This is a genomic window from Pseudomonas moorei, from assembly GCF_008801475.1.
GTDB classification, from domain to species: Bacteria; Pseudomonadota; Gammaproteobacteria; order Pseudomonadales; family Pseudomonadaceae; genus Aquipseudomonas; species Aquipseudomonas moorei.
The window spans coordinates 1-24,466 of record NZ_VZPP01000003.1 but is presented as its reverse complement, the minus strand read 5'-3'; the positions used below and the strand labels follow the sequence as shown (position 1 = coordinate 24,466).

At 54.9% G+C, this 24,466-nt stretch carries 22 protein-coding genes and 1 pseudogene; 9 read left to right on the top strand and 14 right to left on the bottom strand.

All coding sequences use genetic code 11. From position 1 onward, the window contains the following. Window positions 1–19: 19 nt before the first annotated feature. The 3 genes from F7R06_RS05540 to F7R06_RS05530 form a co-directional block, all read right to left on the bottom strand. Window positions 20–1,225, bottom strand: coding sequence for a CaiB/BaiF CoA transferase family protein (locus F7R06_RS05540; RefSeq protein ID WP_090321724.1), 1,206 nt, complete (start codon window positions 1,223–1,225; stop codon window positions 20–22). Window position 1,226: 1 nt separating this feature from the next. After that, on the bottom strand, window positions 1,227–2,006 hold the full coding sequence (locus tag F7R06_RS05535; RefSeq protein WP_090321726.1) for an enoyl-CoA hydratase-related protein: 780 nt from the start codon (window positions 2,004–2,006) through the stop codon (window positions 1,227–1,229). A gap of 73 nt (window positions 2,007–2,079) precedes the next feature. Then, window positions 2,080–3,219, bottom strand: coding sequence for an iron-containing alcohol dehydrogenase (locus F7R06_RS05530; protein ID WP_090321729.1), 1,140 nt, complete (start codon window positions 3,217–3,219; stop codon window positions 2,080–2,082). A 175-nt stretch (window positions 3,220–3,394) separates the two neighbouring features. Between F7R06_RS05530 and F7R06_RS05525 the strand changes: the two genes are divergently transcribed. From F7R06_RS05525 to F7R06_RS05515, 3 genes are all read left to right on the top strand, one after another. Next, a complete protein-coding gene (locus F7R06_RS05525) occupies window positions 3,395–4,318 on the top strand; it encodes a LysR family transcriptional regulator (RefSeq protein ID WP_090321731.1) in 924 nt (307 codons plus the stop codon). 165 nt (window positions 4,319–4,483) lie between these two features. After that, window positions 4,484–5,830 carry a PQQ-dependent sugar dehydrogenase gene (locus F7R06_RS05520; RefSeq protein ID WP_090321734.1) on the top strand — a complete coding sequence of 449 codons (1,347 nt, stop codon included), beginning with the start codon at window positions 4,484–4,486 and terminating at the stop codon, window positions 5,828–5,830. A 752-nt stretch (window positions 5,831–6,582) separates the two neighbouring features. Continuing rightward, window positions 6,583–7,062, top strand: a complete 480-nt coding sequence (locus F7R06_RS05515; RefSeq protein ID WP_090321737.1) for a MerR family transcriptional regulator — start codon at window positions 6,583–6,585, stop codon at window positions 7,060–7,062. 15 nt (window positions 7,063–7,077) lie between these two features. Here F7R06_RS05515 and F7R06_RS05510 read toward each other — a convergent pair whose 3' ends face one another. Continuing rightward, complete coding sequence (locus F7R06_RS05510; protein ID WP_090321740.1) at window positions 7,078–8,082, bottom strand: acetoacetate decarboxylase (ADC); 1,005 nt, start codon at window positions 8,080–8,082, stop codon at window positions 7,078–7,080. Between the two features lie 29 nt (window positions 8,083–8,111). Continuing rightward, a complete protein-coding gene (locus F7R06_RS05505; protein WP_090321743.1) occupies window positions 8,112–8,912 on the bottom strand; it encodes a type 1 glutamine amidotransferase domain-containing protein in 801 nt (266 codons plus the stop codon). Window positions 8,913–9,105: 193 nt separating this feature from the next. Here F7R06_RS05505 and F7R06_RS05500 point away from each other — a divergent pair, with 193 nt between their 5' ends. Further along, a complete protein-coding gene (locus F7R06_RS05500; protein WP_090321746.1) occupies window positions 9,106–10,191 on the top strand; it encodes a saccharopine dehydrogenase family protein in 1,086 nt (361 codons plus the stop codon). A gap of 68 nt (window positions 10,192–10,259) precedes the next feature. Next, a complete protein-coding gene (locus tag F7R06_RS05495; protein WP_090321748.1) occupies window positions 10,260–11,492 on the top strand; it encodes an NADH:flavin oxidoreductase/NADH oxidase family protein in 1,233 nt (410 codons plus the stop codon). A 1,208-nt stretch (window positions 11,493–12,700) separates the two neighbouring features. Here F7R06_RS05495 and F7R06_RS05490 read toward each other — a convergent pair. The 3 genes from F7R06_RS05490 to F7R06_RS05480 form a co-directional block, all read right to left on the bottom strand. After that, on the bottom strand, window positions 12,701–13,231 hold the full coding sequence (locus tag F7R06_RS05490; protein WP_090321751.1) for a hypothetical protein: 531 nt from the start codon (window positions 13,229–13,231) through the stop codon (window positions 12,701–12,703). A 55-nt stretch (window positions 13,232–13,286) separates the two neighbouring features. After that, entirely contained in the window at window positions 13,287–14,117 is an 831-nt protein-coding gene (locus F7R06_RS05485) for an inositol monophosphatase family protein (protein ID WP_090321754.1), read from the bottom strand. Between the two features lie 531 nt (window positions 14,118–14,648). Continuing rightward, a complete protein-coding gene (locus tag F7R06_RS05480) occupies window positions 14,649–15,176 on the bottom strand; it encodes a hypothetical protein (protein WP_245706685.1) in 528 nt (175 codons plus the stop codon). Window positions 15,177–15,260: 84 nt separating this feature from the next. Here F7R06_RS05480 and F7R06_RS05475 point away from each other — a divergent pair, with 84 nt between their 5' ends. Continuing rightward, window positions 15,261–15,545, top strand: a complete 285-nt coding sequence (locus F7R06_RS05475; RefSeq protein WP_019649822.1) for a helix-turn-helix domain-containing protein — start codon at window positions 15,261–15,263, stop codon at window positions 15,543–15,545. Window positions 15,546–15,799: 254 nt separating this feature from the next. On the opposite strand, the gene F7R06_RS05470 is transcribed toward F7R06_RS05475, so the two are convergent. Continuing rightward, on the bottom strand, window positions 15,800–16,249 hold the full coding sequence (locus F7R06_RS05470; protein ID WP_090321760.1) for an antitoxin Xre/MbcA/ParS toxin-binding domain-containing protein: 450 nt from the start codon (window positions 16,247–16,249) through the stop codon (window positions 15,800–15,802). A 106-nt stretch (window positions 16,250–16,355) separates the two neighbouring features. Here F7R06_RS05470 and F7R06_RS05465 point away from each other — a divergent pair, with 106 nt between their 5' ends. Both F7R06_RS05465 and F7R06_RS31005 read left to right on the top strand, forming a co-directional pair. Further along, a complete protein-coding gene (locus F7R06_RS05465; RefSeq protein ID WP_342671289.1) occupies window positions 16,356–16,583 on the top strand; it encodes an AbrB/MazE/SpoVT family DNA-binding domain-containing protein in 228 nt (75 codons plus the stop codon). A 491-nt stretch (window positions 16,584–17,074) separates the two neighbouring features. Continuing rightward, a pseudogene (locus tag F7R06_RS31005) lies at window positions 17,075–17,611 on the top strand (site-specific integrase); the annotation flags it as partial. A gap of 261 nt (window positions 17,612–17,872) precedes the next feature. Here the strand turns inward: F7R06_RS31005 and F7R06_RS05455 are convergent. The 3 genes from F7R06_RS05455 to F7R06_RS05445 are packed head-to-tail and all read right to left on the bottom strand — an operon-like array spanning window position 17,873 to window position 20,882. Beyond that, on the bottom strand, window positions 17,873–18,523 hold the full coding sequence (locus F7R06_RS05455; protein WP_139204783.1) for a hypothetical protein: 651 nt from the start codon (window positions 18,521–18,523) through the stop codon (window positions 17,873–17,875). 5 nt (window positions 18,524–18,528) lie between these two features. Then, the gene (locus F7R06_RS05450; RefSeq protein ID WP_090321769.1) at window positions 18,529–19,578 is read right to left on the bottom strand and encodes a DUF262 domain-containing protein; all 1,050 of its coding nucleotides are present in this window, start codon (window positions 19,576–19,578) and stop codon (window positions 18,529–18,531) included. Between the two features lie 14 nt (window positions 19,579–19,592). After that, a complete protein-coding gene (locus F7R06_RS05445) occupies window positions 19,593–20,882 on the bottom strand; it encodes a DNA methyltransferase (protein WP_159437792.1) in 1,290 nt (429 codons plus the stop codon). Window positions 20,883–21,860: 978 nt separating this feature from the next. Here F7R06_RS05445 and F7R06_RS05440 point away from each other — a divergent pair. Beyond that, window positions 21,861–22,148 (top strand): tyrosine-type recombinase/integrase, encoded by a 288-nt coding sequence (locus F7R06_RS05440; RefSeq protein ID WP_159437794.1) that lies wholly within the window; start codon window positions 21,861–21,863, stop codon window positions 22,146–22,148. An 80-nt stretch (window positions 22,149–22,228) separates the two neighbouring features. On the opposite strand, the gene F7R06_RS05435 is transcribed toward F7R06_RS05440, so the two are convergent. Together F7R06_RS05435 and F7R06_RS30895 are read right to left on the bottom strand one after the other, a co-directional pair. Further along, a complete protein-coding gene (locus F7R06_RS05435) occupies window positions 22,229–24,211 on the bottom strand; it encodes a protein NO VEIN domain-containing protein (protein ID WP_090321775.1) in 1,983 nt (660 codons plus the stop codon). A 68-nt stretch (window positions 24,212–24,279) separates the two neighbouring features. Beyond that, on the bottom strand, window positions 24,280–24,466 hold a 187-nt coding region (locus F7R06_RS30895; protein ID WP_151149651.1), incomplete at its 5' end, for a hypothetical protein.

Sequence of the window (24,466 nt, the reverse complement as noted above, 5' to 3'; positions counted from 1 at the left end):
CGCTCACAGGGGCGTTGTGTCAGGCCAGTGCCACCACGGCTTTGCTTTTGATCAGCTCATCGATTTCAGCGTCCGCATAACCGCTTTCCTTCAGCACCTCGCGGGTGTGCTCACCCAGCAGCGGCGCATGGCGGCTAGTCGGTGGCGCGGCGTTGTCCATGTCGGAGAAGTGAATCGGCAGGCCCATTCCGCGCACCCGGCCTTCGGTGGGGTGTTCGGTTTCCACCACCATGCCGCGCGCGATGGTTTGCGGGTGGGCGAGGGCGGCGGCGATGTCCAGCACCGGTCCGGCGGGCAGGCCGAGGCTGTCGAACAACACCATCCATTCATCGGTAGTGCGCGCCACCAGCACTTCGTTGAGGATGTCCACCAGGGCCAGGCGATGTTCCATGCGCAAGGCGTTGCTGGCGAAGCGCGGGTCGGCTTTGAGTTGCGGCACGGCCAGGGCTTCGACCAGACGCTCGTAGTTGGCCTGGTTGGCGGCGCCGATGTTGATCCAGCCATCGGCGGTGCGGAACACCTGGTACGGCGCGCTGGTGGAGTTGGCCGAACCCATTTTCGGCAGGATGGTGCCGTCGGCGAAAAACGCCGCTGCCGGCCAGTACATCTGTTGCAGGCCAGCCTCGAACAGCGAGGTGTCGACCATTTGCCCAAGACCGGTTTTCTGCTTCGCGGCGTAGGCGGCGCAGATGCCTAGAGCAGCGAGGATGCCGGAGTTGATGTCCGCCACCGGCGAGCCGGCCTTGACCGGTTCACGCCCGGCTTCACCGGTCATGCTCATCATGCCGCTCATGCCTTGGGCGATCAGGTCGAAGCCACCTTTCTCACCAAACGGGCCGCTGCGGCCGTAGCCGGAGATGGCGCAGTAGATCAGGCCCGGGTTGATGGTTTTCAGGGTGTCATAACCCAGGCCGAATTTTTCCATGGTGCCGGCGCGGTAGTTTTCCGTGACCACATCGGCATCCAGCAACAGCCGGCGCAACACATCGCGGCCGCCGTCGGTCTTCAGGTTCAAGCCAATGCCGCGTTTGTTGCGGTTGACCACCATGAACGAGGCGGATTCGCCGCTGGCCATGATCGGCGAGAAGCGCCGCGAGTCGTCACCGTCGGGCACTTTCTCAACCTTCACCACGTCGGCACCCATGTCGGCCAGCATCATCCCGCACACCGGCCCAGACATGATGTGAGCCAGTTCTACCACGCGCATACCTGTCAGCGGTCCCATATCATTTACCCTCGAAGTGTGGTTTGGCTTTGGCGATGAATGCGTTCAGGCCAGTCTGAAAATCTGCGGTGTCGTAGCAGGAATAACTCGCGTCGATCTGCTCGGCGGTGGGTGCCACGCCGGCCTCAAGCTGCAACGCAGCATGGCGATGCCAGCGGGCGACCAGCGGCGCGCCCTGGGTAATGCGTTTGGCGGTGGCGAGGGTTTCGGATTCGACTTCGGCATCCGGCACGACCCGGGTCACGAGGTTTTTCACGTAGGCGTCGTTGGCGTCGAGAATGCGACCCTCCAGCAGAATCTCCAGGGTCGTCGAGCGCCCGGCCAGCGCCACCAGACCGGCCATTTCGTCGTATGACATGACCAGGCCCAGCTTGCCCACGGGTGCGCCAAAACGGCTGGAGCTGCCGCAGATGCGCAGGTCGCACAACGCGGCGATTTCCAGGCCGCCACCGACGCACACGCCGTGAATCATGGCGATCACCGGGTGCGGGCATTCGACGACGGCGCGCATGGCCGCCGAAGTGATTTCGGCATAGTGGCGAGCTTGGGCCTGATTGGCGCGCACGCTGGGGAACTCGCTGACATCGGCGCCAGCGGCAAAGGCTTGCTCGCCGGCGCCGCGCAATATCACGCAACGCACGCTGGTGTCAGCGGACAGTTCGGTCATGACGTCCCTCAGGTCCTGCCACATGGACAGGGTCAGGGCGTTCATTTTCCCTGGGTGGCTGAGGGTGACGATGGCAATGGCGGCTTGCCGTTCGATAAGGACGGTGGGCTTCATGATTGTTCCGCTGTCCTCAGCTGGGCCGAGAACGCGGTTGCCTCCTGATTTATTGTTGTTGGATAGCGCTTGCTTACAGCGATTGTTCGAGCATCGACCGGTAGTCCGCCGGCGAGGCTTCCCGAGGGTTGGTCTTGTGGCTGTGATCGTGCAGGGCGCCCTCGATGATCCTGGCAAACAAGCTCTCATCGACCCCGATCTCGCTCAGGCGGGTTGGCAGGCCGAGGCGACGGGTCATGTCTTCGATGGCGACGCCGATATCGGCCCCGGCTTCAAGGCCCATGGCGTGGCGCAGTCGTTCGAGTTTTTGCTCGTTGCGCACGGTCGGGGCGTTGGCGTTAAAGTCGACGACGGCCGGCAAGAAGATCGCGTTCAAGGTGCCATGATGTAGCTTCGGATTGATCCCGCCCAAGGCGTGGGACAGGCTGTGCACGCAGCCCAGTCCTTTCTGGAACGCGAGGGCGCCTTGCATCGACGCGCTCATCATGTTCATCCGTGCTTCACGATCACCGGGCTCGGAGGTGGCGCGTTCGATGTGTTCCCAGGCGCGCCACAGGCCATCGAGGGCAATGCCGTCGGCGGCGGGGTTGAAGGCCGGGGCCATAAAGGTTTCGATGCAATGGGCGATGGCGTCCATGCCGGTGGCGGCGGTGAGCATCGGTGGCAGGCCGAGGGTCAGTTCCGGGTCGCAGATCGCCACGCGGGGCACCACATACGGCGAGATCACGCCGACTTTGCGGCCATCGTCGAGAATCAAAATCGCGCCGCGGCCGACTTCGCTGCCGGTGCCGGCAGTGGTCGGAATCGCGATCAACGGCGCGGTGGCGGCGGTGATGCGATCCAGCCCACCTTCAATCACCGCAAAGCTTTGCAGCGGACCATCGTGGGTGGCGCAGACCGCCACACCCTTGGCCAGATCGATGGACGAACCACCGCCCACGGCGATGATGCCGTTGCAATCGCCGAGGCGATATTGCGCGACGGCTTCACGCACCGCATGTTCGTTGGGATTGGGCGGGGTGGCGTCGAAAATCGTCGGCGTCAGGCTGCCGCCCAGGGCCGCGATGACCTTGTCGACGATGCCGGCATTGCGCACGCCAATGTCAGTGACGATCAGCGGCCGGGTGATGCCGGCGCGCTCGGCTTCGGCGGCCAGATGCTCCAGGCTGTCGTAGCCGAATTGGATCTTGGTGACGTAATTGATGAGGGACATGATTCACCACAAGTTATACAGGATTGTTATTGTTGCAATCGGTCCGGGGCAGGAGGGCTCTCGCTCTCGGGTCAAACCCATTGCATTGCCTGGTTGTGGGGTGGACTATAGGGCCGTCGCGGCGCGACCCGATACTGACAACTTTCGATACCTCTATAACTATTAGTTAACCCTGATGACGCCCTCACTCAACTCAATCATGTCCCGCCTGCACATCAAGCAACTGCGCTTGTTGATCGCCCTGGATGACCACGGCTCCTTGCTGGGCGCGGCCAAACAGGTTGCGCTGACCCAACCCGGGGCCAGCAAAGCCCTGCAGGAAATCGAAACCACCTTCGGCACTTCGTTGTTCACCCGCACTAACCGCGGGTTGGAACCCACCGATGCCGGACGCTCGGTGATTCGCTACGCCCGGTTGATCCAGACCGACCTCGCACACCTGCGCGAAGAGATCATCGGCATCATGAGCGGCGAGGGCGGGCGCGTGTGCGTTGGCACCATCATGGGCGCCGTGCCGCTGCTGACCACCGCGATCAGCCGGGTCATCGCCGACCACCCGAAGCTGTCCATCGAGATCGTCGAAGACACCAGCGCCGCGTTGCTCAGCCAACTCGACGCCGGACGCCTGGACCTGGCGATCTGTCGCACCACCATCAGCACCACGCCTTACTTGTATGAGAGCTCGACCTTCGTCGAAGAAACCCTGGCGGTGATCGCCAGCACCCAACATCCATTCGCCTACGCCCGGCAACTCTCGCTCAAGGACCTGGTGGATTATCGCTGGGTGGTCTATCGCGCCAACATGCCCATGCGCTTGCTGCTGGAGCGCGAGTTCCACGAGGCCGACCTGCGTTTCCCGGTGCACTTGCTGGAAACCACTTCGGCCTTCGCCACCCTGTCTCTGTTGCAGGAAAACCCGACCCTGGTCGCGCTGGTGTCCACCGACGTGGCCAAGTTCTGCTCCGGCTACGGCTTTACCACCACGCTCCCTCTGCCCATCACCTCCCGCAGCGAACCCTATGAGCTGGTGTCGCGCAAAAACGTCCCGGATTCGCCCGCCGCGCGGCTGTTACGGGAGGCGTTGCTGAACCCGGTGTGAGGCTGTTGGAATACTGACGGGGTTTGCAATCGCGCATTCGTGCAATTACGGCAAATGTGATTTGAGCCAGACGCGGTGTTTGTCAGGGATCAGCGCCGCGATACTCCGCCGGGATTTTGTCTGTCTTATAACGGGCCCATGGATGGCCACCGCGAGGTTAGAACAATGAATGTGTCCAACCGACTTGCGCTCCTGATCACCGCCGCCGCACTGCTCAGCGCCTGTGGCGAGTCTTCCAAATTGCCGCCCCAGGCCAGTGTCGGCCCGGCGCCGCAGTTGCCGGAACCTACCACCTCGCTGATCCCCACGTTGAAAGTGTCTAAGGCCATCGGCTGGCCGGGCAATGCCATGCCCACGGCGCCCGCCGGTTTCAAGGTGACCGCACTGGCGGAGAATCTGGATCACCCGCGCTGGGTCTACACCCTGCCCAATGGCGACCTGCTGGTCGCTGAGAGCAACCACCCGCCGATGCCGGAAGGCGCGACCGGCGGCGGCAGCGGACCGATTGCCTGGGCCAAGCGCACGGTCATGGGCTTCGTGATGGGCCGGGTCGGGGCAGATGTGCCGAGTGCCAATCGCATCACCCTGCTGCGTGATGCCGATGGCGATGGCCGCGCCGAAGTGCGTACAGTGTTCATGAGTAACCTGACGTCACCGTTTGGCATGGCGTTGGTGGGCAATGAGCTGTTTATTGCCAACGCCGATGCCCTGGTCAAAGTGCCGTACAACACGGGGCAGACCGAGGTCAGCGCCACACCGGTGAAAGTCACCGACCTGCCCGCCGGCATCAATCACCACTGGACCAAGAACGTTATCGCCAACCCCGAGGGCACCAAGCTCTACGTCACGGTGGGCTCCAACAGCAACGTCGGCGAGAACGGCCTGGAGGCGGAAGAAGGGCGCGCGGCAATTTGGGAAGTGGACGTCAAAAGTGGCAATAAGCGCCTGTTCGCCAGTGGCCTGCGCAACCCCAATGGCCTGGCCTGGAAGCCCGGTTCGAGCCAATTGTGGACCGTGGTTAATGAGCGGGACGAAATCGGCAGCGACCTGGTGCCGGATTACCTGACCTCGGTGAAGGACGGCGCGTTCTACGGCTGGCCGTGGAGTTACTACGGCGCCCACGTCGATGTTCGCGTGGACCCGCCGCGCCCGGACAAAGTGGCCGAGGCTATCGCGCCGGACTACGCGTTGGGCACCCACGTCGCGCCGCTGGGCCTGACGTTCTCCGATGCCCGAGGCATGCCCGCCAGCTTCGCTAATGGCGTGTTCGTCGGCGAGCATGGCTCGTGGAACCGCAATCCCCAGGCCGGCTATAAGGTGGTGTTCATTCCTTTCAGCGACGGCAAACCTTCGGGGCTGCCGGTGGACTTTCTGACTGGTTTCCTAACTGCCGACGGCGAAGCACAAGGGCGTCCAGTGGGCGTGGCGCTTGACCAGCGTGGGGCATTGTTGGTTGCCGATGACGTGGGCAACAAGGTTTGGCGCATCACAGCCATGAAACCTGTTCAGTAAAATGTGCCTTTGACCCCTGCAATGAAGGCAACCTGAGACACCAGTGCGCCAGGCCTTGGAACACCGGCCAGCAAAGTCAGAAAACGCCCCACCCAACGAGCTTATGGTGGGGCAGTTTCCTGATTTCACCGGACGGCTCATTCTTGATGAGCTCGAATGGCAGGAGTCGGGGCCGGCCTCGGTGGCAATTTGCGCTCATGTTGAACCAGAGTGCGAGTGGCGCCAGATGTAAGCGAATTCGGGCAGTGGCAGCCCGGGGGGTGAAATTCGGATCGCTGCGCCGAAGTTTTCTTGCAGACGTGCGGATTCTTCAACCAGTAGGCGGCTGAGCGAGCGATCGCGGATCGCCCAGCAGCATGATGCGCGACTTGTGATCGTCAGGGCAGCTTGCGATCTGTGCATCGTCGAACAGGGAGGAGGTCGAGGTTAGGCCTTGGAGGGTCCGGCCTGACACATCATTTAACTTATGGGCGATGCTTTTTGTTCATGAGCGATCGAAACCCCAATCACTAGCGGGTTTTCTCCGGGTGTATGGAGCCAAATGTTCACAGATTTATGTTCATGAGGAGCCTCTGGTTTATCTGCAGAGGACTCCTTGGGATTGCCAAATCCTGGAACGACATTAGGTGTGAGCTTCGGTACCCATGAGCTTCATGACGGCGGAGCAACGTATTAAAACTGAGCCGCTTGGCCGGTTGATGACTTTAGGTTTAAAGTTAACTTTAAGGTCATTAGGTTTTTTGGGGCGCGATATGAGAATTGGTGAACTGGCGAAAATCAGCGGCTTAGCGCCGTCGCGCATCCGCTTCTATGAGGCGAGCGGTTTGATCAAGTCGGTCGAACGCAAAGCCAATGGTTATCGTGATTACGCCCCCGACACTGAGTGGGTGCTGGAAATCATCACCGGTGCGCAGGCGGCGGGTTTCTCTTTGGAGGAAATCCGCCAATTGATGCCGATGAATGCGAGTGGCTGGCAGCACGACCAGTTGCTCAGTGGCCTCAAGCAAAAAGTTGAGGAAATCGAAGTGCTGCAGCAACGGCTGGCCCAGAACAAGGAGCAATTGCTGCTGGTCATCAAGGGCATCGAGGGTAAACCCGAGGGCATGGCGTGTGCGGACAATGCGCAACTGCTGATCAATCGTCTGCGCGAAGAAGGCGTGACTCCTGCTTCTGGCAAGCGTGCGGCAGGAGCGGCCAGGAAAAGAACCGCCCGTGAGGCTTTCGGGGCTTGATGGGCGGAATAGTTTTCAGCGCTCGCCAACCAGAGTGACGAGCGGTTTTGGCGCATAGAGCGCACTCTGGAATTCAGGCACATATTCGTATTTCATCATCTTCCCCAACTTCAGGGAGCGGAGGTAATTCGACAGGCTACCGTTGCCCAGCGTGAGCGTGGCCGCATCCGCGTCCCGGCTGGAGCCGTGGCTGAGCTGGCGGGATACTGCGTACCCGTAGGCCAGTTGGCCCTGATGATCGAGGTTGGTGAAACTGCTGGTGACGATATCCTCGTCGCGGGACAATTTTTCGAGCTTCTTCGCGGTGAAGGACACATCCAGTTTGCCAGTCTGACTGTCGGTGATGTCATAGATCACCGATTGCGCATCCTCTTTGCGATCTATGCCGGTCAGCCATTTCGGCAGGTTGTAACCGACGACACCGCGCACCCGCGCCAGCTCAGTGTTGACCGGCAACTTGAGCACATAACCCCAGAAGTCTTCTGACATCGACTGGCCAATCAACGTGATCGGCCCCAGATTGGTTTTGCCCGGTTTGTTGGTGATGATCGATACGGCTACTTCGTTATAGGCATCGTTATCGCAATGTTCGTAGGTGTATGCGGTGAACGCGATCAAGCCACGGCCCGGCCAGACTTGCAGCGGCTGCACGGCTGCCAGTACCTCAGGCGGCATCAGCGCCCGGAGGCGATCCAGATCGGCCGTATAGACCGCCGTGACACGACTGTTCTGATAGTAGAAGTTGGGCGAAAACGACTCAAAGCCAATGTCGACCCTGTTCTTCGCCAAGCCCTTGAACCAGCTCAAATCAACGCCCGGTATTTCGGTGGCAATCACTGACAACGGCGGGTTGGAGCGAAAACGGTCGTAGAGGCCGCCCTTGACGACGGGCACTTGGTGACCTGCGATATCGATTGTGGTGGTGACGGTCGGGCTCGGTATTTCAGGTGTCTCCGCCAACGCAGCGTTGGCAAACGTATTGAATAGCAATCCTGTTAAAACGGCGCTTGCGAGTTTCAATTGGTCTTTCTCCGGGGTGGTGGGATCTACTAGAGGGGGCTGCGAGCTGCGTTGTCGGCGGAGCGCACGGCCATCACGGCTTCAGCCACGGCCTTGGGCGATTGAGGGTTTTGGCCGGTCACCAGCCTTCCATCGGTAACGGCAAATGAAGTGAACGGTAGCCAGCCCTTGTGGTAGTGCGCGCCTTGGCTCACCAACCTGTCCTCAAGGTAGAACGGCACCTGCTTTTTCATGCCCGAAAACAGCTCTTCCCGGTCAGAGAATCCGGTGATGTTTCGGCCCTTGATGATCAACTGGCCTTTTTCATCTCTCAGATCCAGGAGACCCGCTACGCCATGGCACACGGCGGAGACGATGCCGCCCTGGTTGTAGATGGTTTCGGCGACACGCCGCAGATCGGGATTGTTAGGGAAGTCCCACATCACCCCATGGCCCCCGGTGAAGTAGATGACGCTGAACCGGGACGGATCGACATCGGCGATCGGTATCGTATTTTGCAGGCGAGCGCGGAAGGCAGGGGACTGCAAATGTTCACGGGCGGCCTTGTCCATGTACAACCAGCCCAGACTGCGTTCGTCCAGAGGCACCGCGCCACCTTTGGGGCTGGCAAACACAGTGGTGTACCCGGCCGCTTCAACCACATCGGTGAAGTGGGTCAACTCGGTAAGCCACAGTCCCGTGGTATCGGTTCGTGTGGGATAGCTGGCGTGATTGGTCATGATCACCAGTATCTGGCGATCCCTGGTAGCAGTCGACTCAGCATTTGCAAACGTCATGAAAGCACCACCTATCAATACCAGGGCATAGGAAACTAGGGTCTTCAGCTTCATCCGGGTTCCATCATTCAAGCAGTCAGCGCATGCTCACCTTAAACCTCGCTTTAAGGTCAACCCTGTTGCTGCAAATAATTTTCGCCGGTGCTCCCGGACTTTTGCTTGACCCTCAACCTGACTTTAAAGCTAGCGTCTGAAGTTGATTGGGCAGGGCAATAACGCTCGTCATCAATCCATTTAGGAGCAGCGCATGAGTCAGCAAGACAATCCGGATACCCAGATGAAATGGATGATTTATGGCGCCAACGGCTACACGGGCGAGTTGATCGCTCGTGATGCTGCAAAGCGTGGATTCAAGCCTGTGCTGGCCGGGCGCAGTCGTGACAAGGTCGAGGCTTTGGCCCGGGAACTGGGCCTTGAAGCCCGGGTGTTCGGACTTGATGATGAAGCGCGGTTGCTTGCGCAGATCAAGGGCCACGGATTGGTGCTGCATTGCGCAGGGCCGTTTTCAGCTACCGCCGCGCCGATGATCGAAGCCTGCCAGCGGGCCAGTGCACATTACCTGGACATCACCGGTGAGATTGCCGTATTCGAACACGCCCAGTCCCTGAATGAGCGGGCGCGGGCAGCGGGCGTAGTCATTTGCCCCGGCGTCGGCTTCGATGTCGTCCCGACCGACTGCGTCGCCGCCGCACTGAAAAACGCGCTGCCGGATGCGACGCATCTGGCGCTGGGCTTCGATTCGCACTCGAGCTTTTCGCCTGGCACTGCCAAGACATCTATCGAAGGCCTGGCGCAGGGCGGCAAGATTCGTCGTAACGGCAAGATCATCTCGGTACCACTGGCGTATCGTGTACGGTGTATCGACTTCGGTGCCGGAGAGAAACTGGCGATGACGATTCCCTGGGGCGACGTTTCTACCGCTTGGCACACCACCGGCATTGCCAATATCGAGGTGTTCATACCCGGCTCGGCGGGGATGATTCGCGGCGCCAGGCTGGCCAACTTGATTCGGCCGTTGCTGGGTTTGTCGTTTGTACAGCGGCTGCTCAAAGCGCGCATCGGCAAGACGGTTATCGGCCCGGATCGGGCAAAACGTGCCGATCAAGGCACCTATGTGTGGGGCGAGGCTCGTAACGCTCGCGGTGAATGCAAAGTCGCCCGCGTGCACACAGCGAACGTCTACAGCCTGACGATCGACGCTGCGTTGGCGGTGGTCGAGTATCTGTTGAAGACGCGTCCGCCCGGCGGTGCCTACACGCCTGCGCGGTTGTTGGGTGCCGATCTGGTGACACACTTGCCTGGGTCAGATGCAATCAATATTGAAGGACCTTGAAAAAAGCCATTGACCTTAAAGTTGACTTCAATCTTATGGTGGCCTCATCTCAACTTGAGGACTGCCCCGTGAATGTGTTCGACGCCCTGATGCTGCCCAATGGTTCGACCATCAAGAACCGAATCGCCAAAGCTGCCATGGAAGAAAACATGGCGGACCCCGACCAGGCACCCTCCGCAGAACTGATGCGTCTGTATCAGGTGTGGGCCGATGGGGGAGCCGGACTGATCATCACTGGCAACGTGATGGTCGACGGTCGCGCCATGACCGGGCCCGGTGGCGTGGTGTTGCAGGATGATCGGCAGCTGGACAAGTTCAAGCGCTGGGCGCGGATTGGTCGATCCAGCGGTGCCCAGTTCTGGTTGCAGATCAATCACCCGGGGCGTCAGATGCAGGCGAACCTCGGGCAAAAGACCTGGGCGCCGTCAGCCGTGCCGCTGGAGCTGGGCAAAATGTCCAAGCGTTTCGCTATGCCTCACGCGATGACTCAAAACGTGATTGAGGATGTCATTCAGCGCTTCGCGCACACCGCGCGTCTTGGCGAAGAAGCCGGATTCACCGGCGTGGAAATCCACGCCGCCCACGGCTATTTGTTGAGCCAGTTTCTTTCGCCGCTGACGAACCAAAGAACAGACGAGTGGGGCGGTTCTCTGGAAAACCGCGCGCGATTGCTGCTCGAAATCGTCAAGGCAGTAAGGGCTGTGGTTTCGGCGGAATTTGCGGTGGCGGTTAAACTCAACTCCGCTGATTTCCAGCGCGGAGGATTTACAGCCGATGACGCGAAAAAGGTCGTTGAACTGCTCAACGTGCAGGGCGTGGATTTGGTGGAATTGTCCGGAGGCAGTTACGAAGTCCCGGCCATGCAGGGGGAGGCGCGCGATGGTCGCACGCTGGCTCGCGAGGCCTATTTCGTCGAGTTTGCCCGGGACATCCAGACCGTCGCCAATATGCCGGTGATGGTCACTGGCGGTATACGTCGCCTTCCGATTGCCGAAAGCGTCGTGCAAGGTGGTGTGGATATGGTGGGCATCGGAACGGCGTTGGCCATCGATCCGCATCTGCCGCGTGACTGGCTGCTGGGCAAGGACAATTCCCCGCAATTGCCGCCGATCAAATGGAAAAACAAGGCCATCGCAGCCCTGGCCAACATGGCAGTGGTGAAGTTTCAACTGCGCAAACTGAGTCGGGTGAAAAAGCCTGATCCGAACGTGTCACCGTTGCGCGCGCTGATTTTGCAGCAGATCGCCATGGCATTTCGCACTCGGCAATACCGGCGTTGGATAGAGAAGCGTTCGATGTGAGTCAATAGGCATAGACCAGTAAGGGCGAGCCCCCCGTGAAAGATGTCAGCCTAGCGGTACGGGTTCGGATTGAACGGATGGTCACTATTGAGTCCTGACTGACCAAGTGATTTTTTGTTTGAGTACAAAAGGGCTCTTCGAGGGCCGCTTTGTGATAAGCCGTTGATGCGTAGGGATACCGGTGAACGCTGAAATTCAATCCGGTGAATGGTGGAATTGGATAGCCGGCCTTGGAGGGCCCGGTCTGACACATAATTTAACATAATATACATTATGCGCAATGGTGCGTACTGACTTGAGAGGCTCTGTTGGTCAGATTTGTAGCGCTCGTGTCAGCAACCACTAATAAATGGAAAGCGCCGCTAGGCCGTAACCGTCTGTTTTAATTGGCTATATTTTTTACTGCCAACGTTTGCCTCCAGCCGTTTGGTCACAGATCGCCGGAAAGTCACTCTCTACAAGCCTCTTGATCATCGTTCTCGGCTTTTCCATTTAATAACGATTTTGCGCGAGCTCATATTTCTGCCGAACAATGACCATCACTCAAGTGAAAACCACTCTAACGCTATGAGTTTCATAAGATTATTCGTCTATTGCTGCCTGGTAAGCTGAGCGTATGCCCGAGCGATACCGCGTTGAAACCCGTCCAATAGTCATCAATCAGCGGAAAAACAGTGACTCAAATGTCTATTTTCCGCGTTATAACGACCAGGTCTGGCCCGCATTCCACGGATTAGTGACCAATGCTTATTCGAGGTCTTGCGCTAACGAATTGATTTTTAGTTACTTGTGGTGCTTGTTCCGCTTCGGCAGCGAAATTTTCGCACCCAAAGGGTTTCCGTCGAATTCTGATCATGCTCAGTATTCAGCGGAAAATAATCGCGCTTTTGTGGCGCTACCGACCTCGTCCGAGGTTGCCCCCTCAGATTTGTACATCTAATATAACGCGCGTATTGCTATCACTCGTGATGGTCATCATTGGACTTGGCAGTAGTCGACCCTCCTCATACAACACTTCTAACAGACCGATCTCAATCTGAACGCACGTGTGCATTTTCGGCTTTCTGGTGGATGAGACCTAAACGCTCGAAAACTAAGCAGCATTAAGACTGATGCATGATTTATACAATTGGGCATAGTCTACGGACCGATGCGCTGCCAATCGCACCGCTCTCTAACTTGGATAATGGGTCAGCTCGACTAAACATCTATTTAGTTGAGTTATTAATATGCTCCTTTCTCCTTCCTTCAGTCTGGGCGGTGGCGCGCTGTTCGCGGGCCTCGGCTAGTTCACGCCGGCTTGCGAGCAATGTCTGCTGCAGGACCAGCAGGCGGCCATTGACCTCCTTAAGCTGGGCGCTCGCCGCTTTGCTTTCCTCGCGGGCCCGATCGATCTCGCGAAATGCTCGGTCCTCAATGTCACGGGTGTAGCGTTGCTGCTCGAGGCGCGTCTGCTCAGCCTGCTGCTGGCTTTCCTGCAACTGCTGGCGTACCTCGTCGCGCTGGCCGAGCAGTTCCTCACGCTGCTGACGTAGGTCGTCGATCTGCGTCAAGCGCTGGGTCAGCAGTTGCTCCAGGTCGGAGAGTCGAGTCTCGGCTGCCTTGCGGGCGGCCAACGCCTCGGCCGTTTGCTGGCGAGCTTGCGCGGCTTCCAGTCGGGCCCGGGCTTCAACGGTCGCCAACTGTTCGCGCTCTTCGGCCAGCACTTGGCGCTGGCCGGCTAGTGATTGTTCAACCACGCCCTGCGCCAGCGTGGTTGCCTACTGCCAGATGGCAACAAAGGCTTATTGCGGTTTAAGCCTGGCTCCCATCCGCTGTGAAAATACGATTCCAATCTCGAACCACCAATGTCCGACACGCGATCTCTGATCCCCCGAAGCAGCGTCTTGAGACCGTCTGCATGTTTGCTTCTGTTAAATAGTAAATTGACTCACCATTTTCATTGAGCAAAATGCCACCCGCACCTCGCAACAACGCGTGTCCTGCAACGACGTCATGTGCAGAAACCGCGTACAGAGAAACTCCGCAGACGCCATCTCCTGCGGCGACTTTTGCAAGCCTATAGGCAATTGAGGGCATCGCAACAAAACTGCTGGGGGTGCAGAGCTCACGATTGATCTCTGGCTTGATGATCGCGGCGGCACTCACCATCACGTAGGAGCTGCTCGACAACGCCAGTCCAGTAAGCTTTCTTGCTACTGGCTGTCCATTGCGTAACAAATCGGGTAGTCCCTCAGACCAGGCGATGCAATCAGGCGAGCCCTCAACAGTGACTGGTGCGTAGACCACGCCCAATACCGGAATTTGCTTATGCAGAAGGCCGACAGAAATGGCAGACCCTTTGAGACCTTTGAGAAAATCACTCGTACCGTCGTTAGGATCGACGACCCAACACCAGGAATGTCCCGTGAGGCTATGTCCGGTTTCCTCGCCCCAGAAGTCACAAGAAAAAAGTCCTAGAAGTTGCTGGCGTAGAACGCGTTCGATTTCTATGTCTACTATGGCCTTATCGCCCTTCCCTCGTGGTCCATTTACCCTCGCCCATTCCGCAATAAGTAGCTGCCCCGCGCGGATAACTACCTCGATAGTCTGAGTGAGTAGCATTGGAAGATCTGATTTGTGCATGGGGCTCTCAATATCGGAAGAAATACTGGGACGCTTGATTAGGGTTAGGCTGTCAGCTAGGCAATTCAGATTTGTCTATGCATCCAGGGCGCATCATCTGACCACATGTAATGGGTCGAAAATAGGCGTGTGCAGCCGCGGTCACCTTGAGGATTAGGGTTATGCTAGCCGCCCGCAAGGCGCCCAGTAGGTTCATGTTCTATTCCGAATTGCGATGCCGCATCAAGAAATCTATGTGCTGCTTCATTAGATCTATTTGCCATCATGCGCTGGGCTTCGGCCTCAAATTGAGCCTTTAAAAACCACTTAGACGTTTTGACTTTACGTCTTCCTTTCATGGCCGCCTCTCGTGAACACTGTTGGGTAAGCGTGCTTTTTCGTCGCGCTCGTCATGGCCTATCGCCGGTAGCGATGATTAGCGTGGAGGTCGATAAGTTTGAAAGCCTGAGGTATCCGTACCCTCCTCCCCGGTTTGATCTACAAAAAGGTCTCCTTTGGGATTGAGCTACGGTACCAATGGAGAGTCGACAACTACTCAGGGGCATCCTCCTCATCAGGTAGATTTACTGCGTTGACCATTCGAGTGATGACGATAGACAACCAGGTTTGATGGGCGACAAGCTCTGGATCAACGTCACCATCCGCGTTGGACGTTTCATAGAGTGATCTCCAGCCCAGGATATCTGCTGGGTCGACCTTAGCGTTGTCTCTAAATACAGCTTTTGAAGCAAGCCGGTAGGCGTATGTATCCAAGCAAGCGTCATCCGCTAACCTTAGCTCGACTCGGCCAAAATCAAACACATTCTCAGCGATCCATCGCGGAGAGCCGTTAAGTTTTGGAGGAATCGCCAGCAGGACACCAACGATGGCCTTATCTGAATCAGGCCGATCCATTTCGTTGAACAGGTCGATCAGATGTTGGCCGGAGAAGCGTTTGAATATCTCTATCCCCTGCTCCGGCTGAGCAACGTTCGCCACCGCGACCATCAGCATGGTTGAAGGACTGTGCTCATTACTCGTCGCAGATAACTGACGGGCGCTAATCTGAAGTGCGGGCATAAAACTCTCTCAAAATGAACACTATAGATTGTAGCTCTATAGAGTTCAAAAAGGCTTCATCGTTCCTTTTGTGGATTAAGCAAAATGGAACTGAAGGAAGCGTTCGCCATTGCGTTACGTAACACACGGCTTCGCCGGGGCTTGACCCAAGAAGATTTTGGAATCGTCAGTAGCAGGACATATCTCAGTACGCTTGAGCGCGGCCTTAAGAACGTTACATTGGAAAAGGCATCGGAGCTTGCCGACAGAATGGGTGTGCACCCGCTTACCCTCCTCCTTGAGAGTTTTTTGCTTCTCGATCCGGATACAGATTTAGACTCGCTGCTTGAACGTATTCGGCGTGAGATCAATACGGACCAAAACTCTTAGAGAGGAGCCGGTGATGTCGCATTAGTGCGGAGCGTCGTCTGGCGTCTCGTACTGAGTCAGGCATATCGACCTTGAGCAACTTGAGGGTTCCGGGGAAGTCTCCTAGTCAATCTCAAGGTATACGAGAATCTCCAGCATGGTCCCGATGGCGTGCTGGCCAGGTAGGCGACTGGTTTCCGGCGATATGTCACCTGCCGTTGACCAGCCTCTCCCTGCGGCCTGTCATATCTGCAAAGTGCTAATGCGCCATAGAATCAGAATGCCAACCCTTCTGCTAACTGAATCAGCATCTCCTCAACCCGGCGGGTGCCCTGGATGGTTGAAAGCATCGCAATTGGGCTTTTACCCGAAAAGCAATCCTTGGACTTGGAGAGCCAGTGCTTGGCCTTATCGTCGTCCCCGAAGAGCGTCTGGGCCATGGCGATGATGTGTGCAACACGAAACAGGCGATCGCTCTCCTCGACTGTCAATCGCTGGCCGTGCGCCAACCTCGTTTTGAGAGCTTTGAGTGGAATGATCTGATCGCGCTCCAGCAAGCTTATTGCGCCAAGGTCGCAAAGGGCTTTGACACTACCAGCCGAGAAACCCGCCTCGATCAGTTCATGGATATCCTGATCTGAAGCGTCCGTAGGGATGTAGAGAAGTGCTTCCAGCCGTACCCGGTAGGCACCATAGGCATTCTCGCGCAGAATTTCAGCAAACATAGGGCACCCTCTTGATTCGGCATTTGCTTTGGACCTTTCGCGACAGGCAGCGACCGTCGATGACCGGCGGGTAATATTCGTCCGAGTAGAACTCAGCACGAGCATAATGAAACGTCTCCAACGATGGAATGAGAGTCAAACGTTTATGAGCGAAAGCGAACGCTGGACAGTCAAATGCCAGGAAGCCGCAGATGGAACTGGCGACGTCATCGTAGATCTGCCGCCAGAACTGCTTGCGAAATTAGGCTTAGACCTTGGGGACGAGTTGACCATCGAGGTAGTAGATGGCGCGATTGTCCTGGAGCCGAAGCGCAATACATCGCCATCTCCCTGAACTCTGCCCTACCCCGGTGCACAACCTAAATTCCCAGCTGGTTTACTCAGAGTCCAGCGTCTTGAAAGCAGCCCCCGCGTCTGGATTTGCGGCCGATTTTAAAGGTGCAAGTTCTGCGGGCATTTGCACCGTAGAAGCGGTTGTTGCTGACCGGCTTGACCGTCCGCTCCTGGCCGATTTCAGTCCTTCGCGACAGGCAGAAAGCGGCCAAAATCGGTCATCCACTATCAGATAGCCGGAGTCTTCGGCTAAAGCTGCTCTGAAATCCATCTGCCCCGCTGCGTCCAGCATTATTGTTGCGACACTAAATGACCATTTTCTCACCTGCCACGGACCCACATTTGGTTCTAAAGAGCCAACCCCTCGAACCTTGTCTGTAAAGAAATGCTGAGTCAGCAACTCTAGACGTACTACCAGACCAACTGATACATAGGAAGGCTTTTTGAGATTATCGTAAACAGGAAGGCAGTCGGGATGCGTGAAAACGAGACTACCTCCGAGTCTATGATCTCGTCGGTCGGGACAACTGGAAGCCTACAATGGGTTCGTTCGAGTACGACGGTGAAAACTGGTGGTGCAACGTTGTCGGTAAGGGCAACAAGGCCGCGAAAATTAGCGCACGAGACGAATACATTGAAGCCTACTTGAAGCGATATCGGACCACCCTCTCCCTTCCGCCCTTGCCGTCTCACAAGGAGAGTACTCCACTAGTCACAACGGTCAGAGGTCGAGCTGGCCTGTCAGATCGTTATATTCGTGCCCTCATTCAGATGGTGTTCGATAAATCACTTCAACGCATGAAGGACGACGGTCAAACTGACTTAGAGATGGACAAGCTTCGGTCGACATCCCTACATTGGTTGCGTCACACCGCGGCTACATTTGACGCGCCATTTCGCGATATCAAAGATCTCCAAGCGGACTTACGCCACGAGAGTATGTCGACAACTCAGAATACCTATTACAACTCGCTGGATCAGAATCGTGCCAAGTCAGTTAAGGGGTTCGGGATCAAGGACAGAGGTTAGGATTTAGCTAAAATCAGCAAGCGAGGTGCGGAGTTGGTTGTCGAGTGACCCGTACACGAGCGGGGAATGTTACATTGCTGTATGAAATACTCGATTCTTACCTAACGTGACTGGAAGGTTTACATCCGTCGATCGCGAACAGCCAAGAGATGTAGATCTAGCCGCCGCATAGATTCGAGACGACTAGATGACACTGAAATACAGGATGGTTAAGAGTTCCTAGAGCGCCTTACATTCCGGAATTCGCTTTAAGCCCACTTGTTATTCCATGAGTAAATCGTAGAAAAACTTAGCCTCCACTATCCACTGTTCTAACACGGAGTGCGGCTTTCCGGTTACAACGTATCGGAGTATATCATCCGGGTGATTGGGGTTTCGGACACCATACGATGCGGCATTAGCCGACGCCTTCCCAAAGGTATCTTTACAACGATGAGCGTAAAAGTGACGTATATGTTTCAAATCGCGAAAAAGATTGGTGTTCAACGCCAAAGCGTTCTGAATCGATACGACATTACTCGCGCCTGAAGCTACTAGTATTTTTTCAGTTTCCTTCGGATCACGAATGGTAGGCTCATCCGTTCGTTTCACACGTGCTGGAAATTTCATGTTTTTGTATTTAACACTGTTAGCAATTGACAAAATATAAGCACCAATTTCGTCCTCTGCCCCTAGAACGTTATTAACAGTTATTTTGTTGCCTTTAGTAGTCTTCGCTCCTCGCATTGTGCTGATTGTAAACTCACGAAGCGCGCAAATATTGAGGTTGTCTAACTCAATTGATATGTATGCCAGTCGCATACTCTGCTGGTCAACGGACAAGGCTCCTAGAGAGCGGTGAAGCCGGTGTAACCGCTCAAGCCGATACTGCGTCGCGTCATTTAATCTTCCTAGATTCATAGATGCGCGCATTGTAATTACACCAATTGAGTTAAAGCTTTCTTAAAATAAAGAAACCTAATTGCTCGAGCCGTGGCAGTGTTGGTCGCTTCAGAGTTCGCTTTGACAAACATCCCCAAGGCTGGGAAATCATCTGGCTCGCGGAGTGCAGAAATTAGTGTGTCGATAGTGTAAGCATGTTGATTTATAGCATCGACGATGTCTGTATGAGCCTCCACCGCCAACCTTTCGTACTCTTCGTCGTACTTTAGAGATATAGCGGCCATCACGATAGACTGGAATACATGCATCCTTAGTAGAATATCTTCATGTAGAACGTCAGTGTTTATGAAAAAATCAACACCAAAGGTGATTTTTTCTTGGAAAACAGCAGCATCTTCAAAATCTGCATTATATTTTTTATATAGCTTATCAAGCTGAACACCTTTAACGGTAATAAAACCCTCATCAAGAGTCAACGCAATTTCCGCATAAAGGCGCAAATCAGTCATTCTGATCAAGTCTCGTCTAGAAAGCAGTCCGAGCGAAAGAAGCCGTTCTTTATACAGCTCGGCAGTCCTGTTTATAAACCATTTAAAATCACCCTGGTAGCGAGCGTTTCGTTGTTCCTCAGCGTTCAGGGGCACATTGTTAGCGTTCATGCGTCGAAATGCTTCCCTGACCTCGTCTTCCGGTACACCCGCGAACTGATCTACTGGCAACTGGTAAGACAGAAATTTCGTTTTCCACTCGTCTGAGAGCTTATTATATTTCATTCCTCGCAGCTCTTCAGTCTCGATATTTTTCGAAAGAGCGAGTTTGTTCTCGTAAAATAGCATCAGCGCTTGACTCCGCTGCTGCCCGTCTACAATCTCTTTAACAACAGCCCTGCTAAGCAAATCCAATTTAGCATAAACAAACATCTTAGGAATAGGGTATTCCAGTAAAATAGATTCGATAAAGAATGACCGAGCAGGCGCATTCCACAGACCATCTTTGCGCTGATAATCCGAGTTTACGATTATCTTCTTTTCTTGCATTGCGCTACAGTAGTCTGCAACTGAGATTGGCGACGCGTTAGCTTTCATATATCGTCCTTAGCTTAATTTTTTTTTAAAAAGCAGATGACTGACTCTACTGAGCCTGTCGGCTTATTATACTTCCTCGACCTAGTATTAATTCCGCTCATTGAGTTTCGTTGAGCAAAATCTTCCCGGCGAAACAAAGTCAATCCTTGGAATTGAGCCATTTCAGTTACTATTGAAGCCACATCATTATGAATGTCTTTATAGTACGAGTCCTGAACGACGAGTACCGCACCACCTCCGCTTTTAAGACTTTTGGCCAAACCTCTCATAGACCTTGCCATTTTGCTAAAGTAGTCAATATGCGACTTGTAGTAATACCCCGCCGAGGCTTTTGATGAATGGTTTCTCAGCTTATCTATAAATGCATTGCAAGTTTCACCCCAATTAATATCAGGTGCGCACACTATTTTCGGCACCTTTATTGAACCAATCATCTTTCTACTGAGTTCATCTCGACTCTGACCCAATAACGGAGCAATCAACGCAAGTTCAATTCTAGTCGCCGCCGTATAGTCAATTCGAGTACAGTATGGCGGCGATGTCAAAATTAAATCTGCATAATTTTCCCTTATGAAAGTAGTGGAGTCTCCAACAATAATGCTTGATTCTGTGGATGCGTCACTGTAAATATTAGATTCACGCAGCGAAGCAACTACATTGCTAAGCTGGAAAAAAAACTGCTGTTTTAACTCTAGTTTTGTTACAGAGAGCCTATGCTCGTTCTCTTTTGGAAGTCTTAGCCATGTCGGATTGGTTGAGCGGAACGGCTTTGTCAACACACGGCAAGCATTGAAGAGTGCGACATATAAATTGGAAGCGAGGCATGAGTACTTATTCAACTCCATATTTTCGAGAGTTCCACAATCCCTGATAAGTAGCGTTCTAGCCTTCTGTTCAACTTGTCTAATGACCAATGTCGAATCGATGTCAAACCACTGCAGGAGCGGGTCATCACTCGATACGTGATGGTTGATACTCGATGTCTTTTGAAAAATTTTCTTTGCCTCTGCCTCCAACAGATCAACAGCAGCCGCTTGCAAGTTACGCGCTCTTGCAACCATAACCATCACTGGATTTATATCAATTCCGCATGTGTGAAAGCCTAGTTTTAAAGCTGCTGTTGTAGTTGTACCGCTTCCATTCCAGGGGTCTAAAACAACCGCGCCTGTTTTAAGCGATGTCGAGCCAATTATACTTTTGGCAAACGACTCAGGAAAACCCGCATAATATGGGAAAAAATCTTTCAGTTTTGACTGAGCCGATACTTTCCTTTTTGGCGAGTCGATGATTAATGAATCAAACAAATAATGCTCCAGGAATCTTTTCGAGTGCACACAACGATGGGGTGCACTTTAGCAGGATGCGTCCCTGTCTCCCAACACCTTATCGCCCACTAACGTCTCGGCGTGGAGCAAGGGGCCGTTTTACCGGCTAGGTCGGAACACTGATCCGCATTGAGGACATTCTCACTTGTACCTGCGTTGGAGAATGAGACCATTGTGGCCGTTCCCCACAATCGTACTAGCAGGCAATACTCAATCGCGAAATCCTTCATTTTCGTTGGCACTGTAAAATCACGCAGCAGAGCCTTTGCCGCCCAGGCAGACTCTTTTGACCGAGAGGCATCTCAGTCAACCGCGCAAAAAATCACCACTGAGAATTCTCCATTTGTTATCTACCTCATTTGCTACGGGTACACCGTGAAGCGAGTATATGGTGCGCTAGCTAACCGAGTACGCCGACCAGCACATCATCACTCCACTCAAACAGCGTTTGGCTGCCCTCGCCCAATGACACATCACCCAGGATTCCCTGACCCCACCAAGACACCCTCCGTGCGCCAAATGATCAAGGGCATTCTTGGCTTGCATCCCGCTCAGGAGAAGCAAGGGCCCCTCTGCTACCGCAGTATCTGGAACAGGCGGTGCAGTGGCTGGAGCAAGATGCACAACAGGCCGCTGCGCGACACGACTTGGCCACCCTGCTGCGCAGTCGGCGTGACACGGCCTTGGAGCTGATCGGATTCTGGCGTGGCTTTCGGGGGTGATGAGTTATCCCGCTTGCAGGTTGAGCACACCCAAGCGCAAGCCGGGGTGGGCATAACCTTTTACCTACCGCATAGCAAAGGTGATCGCCAGCAGCGCCGCACGACCTACCGTACGCCCGCCTTGAAGAAGCTCTGCCCTGTCCAGGCATACATCAACTAGATTACTGTCGCCGGCATTGCGCATGGCGCATCTTTTAGAAAGCTCAATCGTTGGAGGCATCTGGCTGAGGATGGCTTGAATGCCAACAGCCTGATTCCACTGGTGCGGAGAATTTTCAATCGTGCGGGCGTGTCTGGTGATCTCTACACCAGTCATTCGCTACGTAGAGGATTCGCCACCTGGGCGGCTGCCAATGGATGGGATATCGAAGCACTGATGGCTTATGTCGGCTGGAAGGACATGAAATCAGCCATGCGTTATATCGACACGGCAGATTTCTTTGGGGCGTTGGCGATAGGTCAGCCACTTACTCCATGCGCCATTCCCCAAGAGCATACGTTGGCAGTTGCTGAAAACTCCTAGGACCTGATGAGGTTCACATGGGTACCCGCCAATGTGACGTCGTTTAAAAGTCGTGGAGGACGTCGCCCGTGGTAGTTGTTTCATTTTGGAATGAATTCGTACACCACACTTCCCTTCCCCACCGCTCGAAACGCTCCAGCCCCCTTATTCGAGAAAGGATTGGAAAGCAGCGTAGGGGTCATTCTCGAAGGGTCGCCTACATTGGCGAGGTATAGTATCCGATACTGATGCTCTATATCTCCACGATAACGTTGCGCAGCAAAGATTTCGGTTGGACCCATCTCAAATCTCAACGGGTTTCCGGTACTGGCCTTAACCTCGTAGTAATACGTGCGGCTCTTCGTCGCGACAATGAAATCGTACCCCAAACTGTCCGAACCGCCGCTCGTGTCTAGTACTGCATCACGATAGCGGGATACCCACATGCTTTCGTCAACTGACTCAAGTTTGTGCCGGCGGCGTAGCCATTCCCGAGCCCATAGCTCCCCCATTAAACCCACTGCGAGTTTCTGCTCATCAGACATGCTCGTCTCAGGTAGTTTGGGCAGACCTACGGTCCCACCACCTCCCGTGGTTGTACTTGCCCGGTAAAAATCCATCGTTTGCAGGGTCGCCTCTTTCGATGAAACGTGACTCAACGATGGGGCTTGGGCCGCAGCCGCAACAACAGCGGCGGCGATATCGAGATATCCTGCCGAGATCGCGGACATGCTCACGCCGTTAAACTCGACTTGCATACGCCGACGCTGCTGTTCGAGCCGAATACCCTTCGCACGCTCCTCATTGCTGATCATGCTCTCCGCCGATAGTCCCCAATATGCCAAATCCTTGCTGGCGACTTTTCCAACAGGCCAGATATTGGTTTGGGTTAACCAGTGCACGATCTGTTCATCGTCCAATAAACGAAAGTCGAGCCAGCCACTGTCACGAGCATGGGAGATGCAGGATTCACGCGCCGTTTCTGGGTTGCTCCAAATTTGGCGCACCAAGGGGGTCGCAACGACTCCGCCAACACGTACCCAGGCAGAAAGTATCGGTGCGTAATGTGTCAAAAATGTGCGGAGAATTGCGCCGTTGGACGCTCGACATTCAGCCAACGAAAGGTCCAACGGTACATCCGAAGCTCCAGCAGGTAGCACGCCCTCCATCCATCTAGTGATTTGGGCATTCATCATTTCAGAGGGTAGTTCGTCGTACTTTGTGAACCATGATGACTGCGGCTCAACAGCAAATATCCCCTCTCTTGCGGCGATGTATGCATCCAGTCTTTCCTTTCTGTCGAACATACCAACACTGCGCTCTCGCAGCCGCTCAACGGTGGCCGCTTGCTGCAGGCGCAAATGACGCGTCCAGACCTCGCGATGGATATGCTCGTTGCTCACGAATTTATAGCGACCTCCAAGAGCAGAAATAGCCAGATTGAGTTGTCCGATCTGAAGCTGGAACTCCGTCTTCAGATCAAACAAATCGGCTAGATGAATCATTCGCGCCTCAAGGGTCGCAAGCGGGATTCCCACCTCGAAGGCCAAAGCTTCAAATGCAGCACGCAGCTCTTCATCCTGAGGTTCGCTCTGCGTCGAAAGCTCTTGTAGCCTGGCGGTGGTCTGCGTGGAACCGTTGCAGGCCGAAAGCGGTATCGCAAGATCAAGAATGCCTATCAAATCACCACTTGCGAGGAGCCGAGTTTGCCGGATTACTTCCGGTTCTATACCTAGAGCAGTCGCTAAAATCGTGTCATCAGGTATCTCTTCGTCCTCATTCCGCATCGTGGATGCCAGGCGTAACAAAGCAGCGTCGAGACCGTGCGCCAAATCTCGCACCTTTAGAGCAACTGCAAGCTGGCCCGAAGCTCCCGCAATATGCTCCAGTGTTAACGTGCCCTGTTCAGCTTGGACTATCAGTACAGGACCAGATGCACGATTAAGAACAAGTGAGCCACGCAGTGAAAAGGGTATGGCTACCCATTTGTTGCCGTGCTTTATTTGGATTTTTTGCCCGGTAATTACCTCTAACGACTGCGCCGCGCGTCGAAGTCGTCCGAGCGTTCTTTGGGTTGACTGCATGAAGGCACTGTTCTTGTGTTCTGCAACACAGACGAGGAAATCTACAAACCATGCCCCAATAACCTCGCTCAGAAGGCGACTTGGCGTAGTGTCATCGAACCTGATGCCGTCGACATAGACTTCTGCTGTGTCGGCGCTGATTGAAAACTGACCCACCCTGCCGATTGAAAATTGACCCAGGGCGGATTGCTGATTTTTGCATCAGCAATTGTGGATAAGCTTAGCAGTCGTGTCCCGGTGGAAGAGGCATTAAAG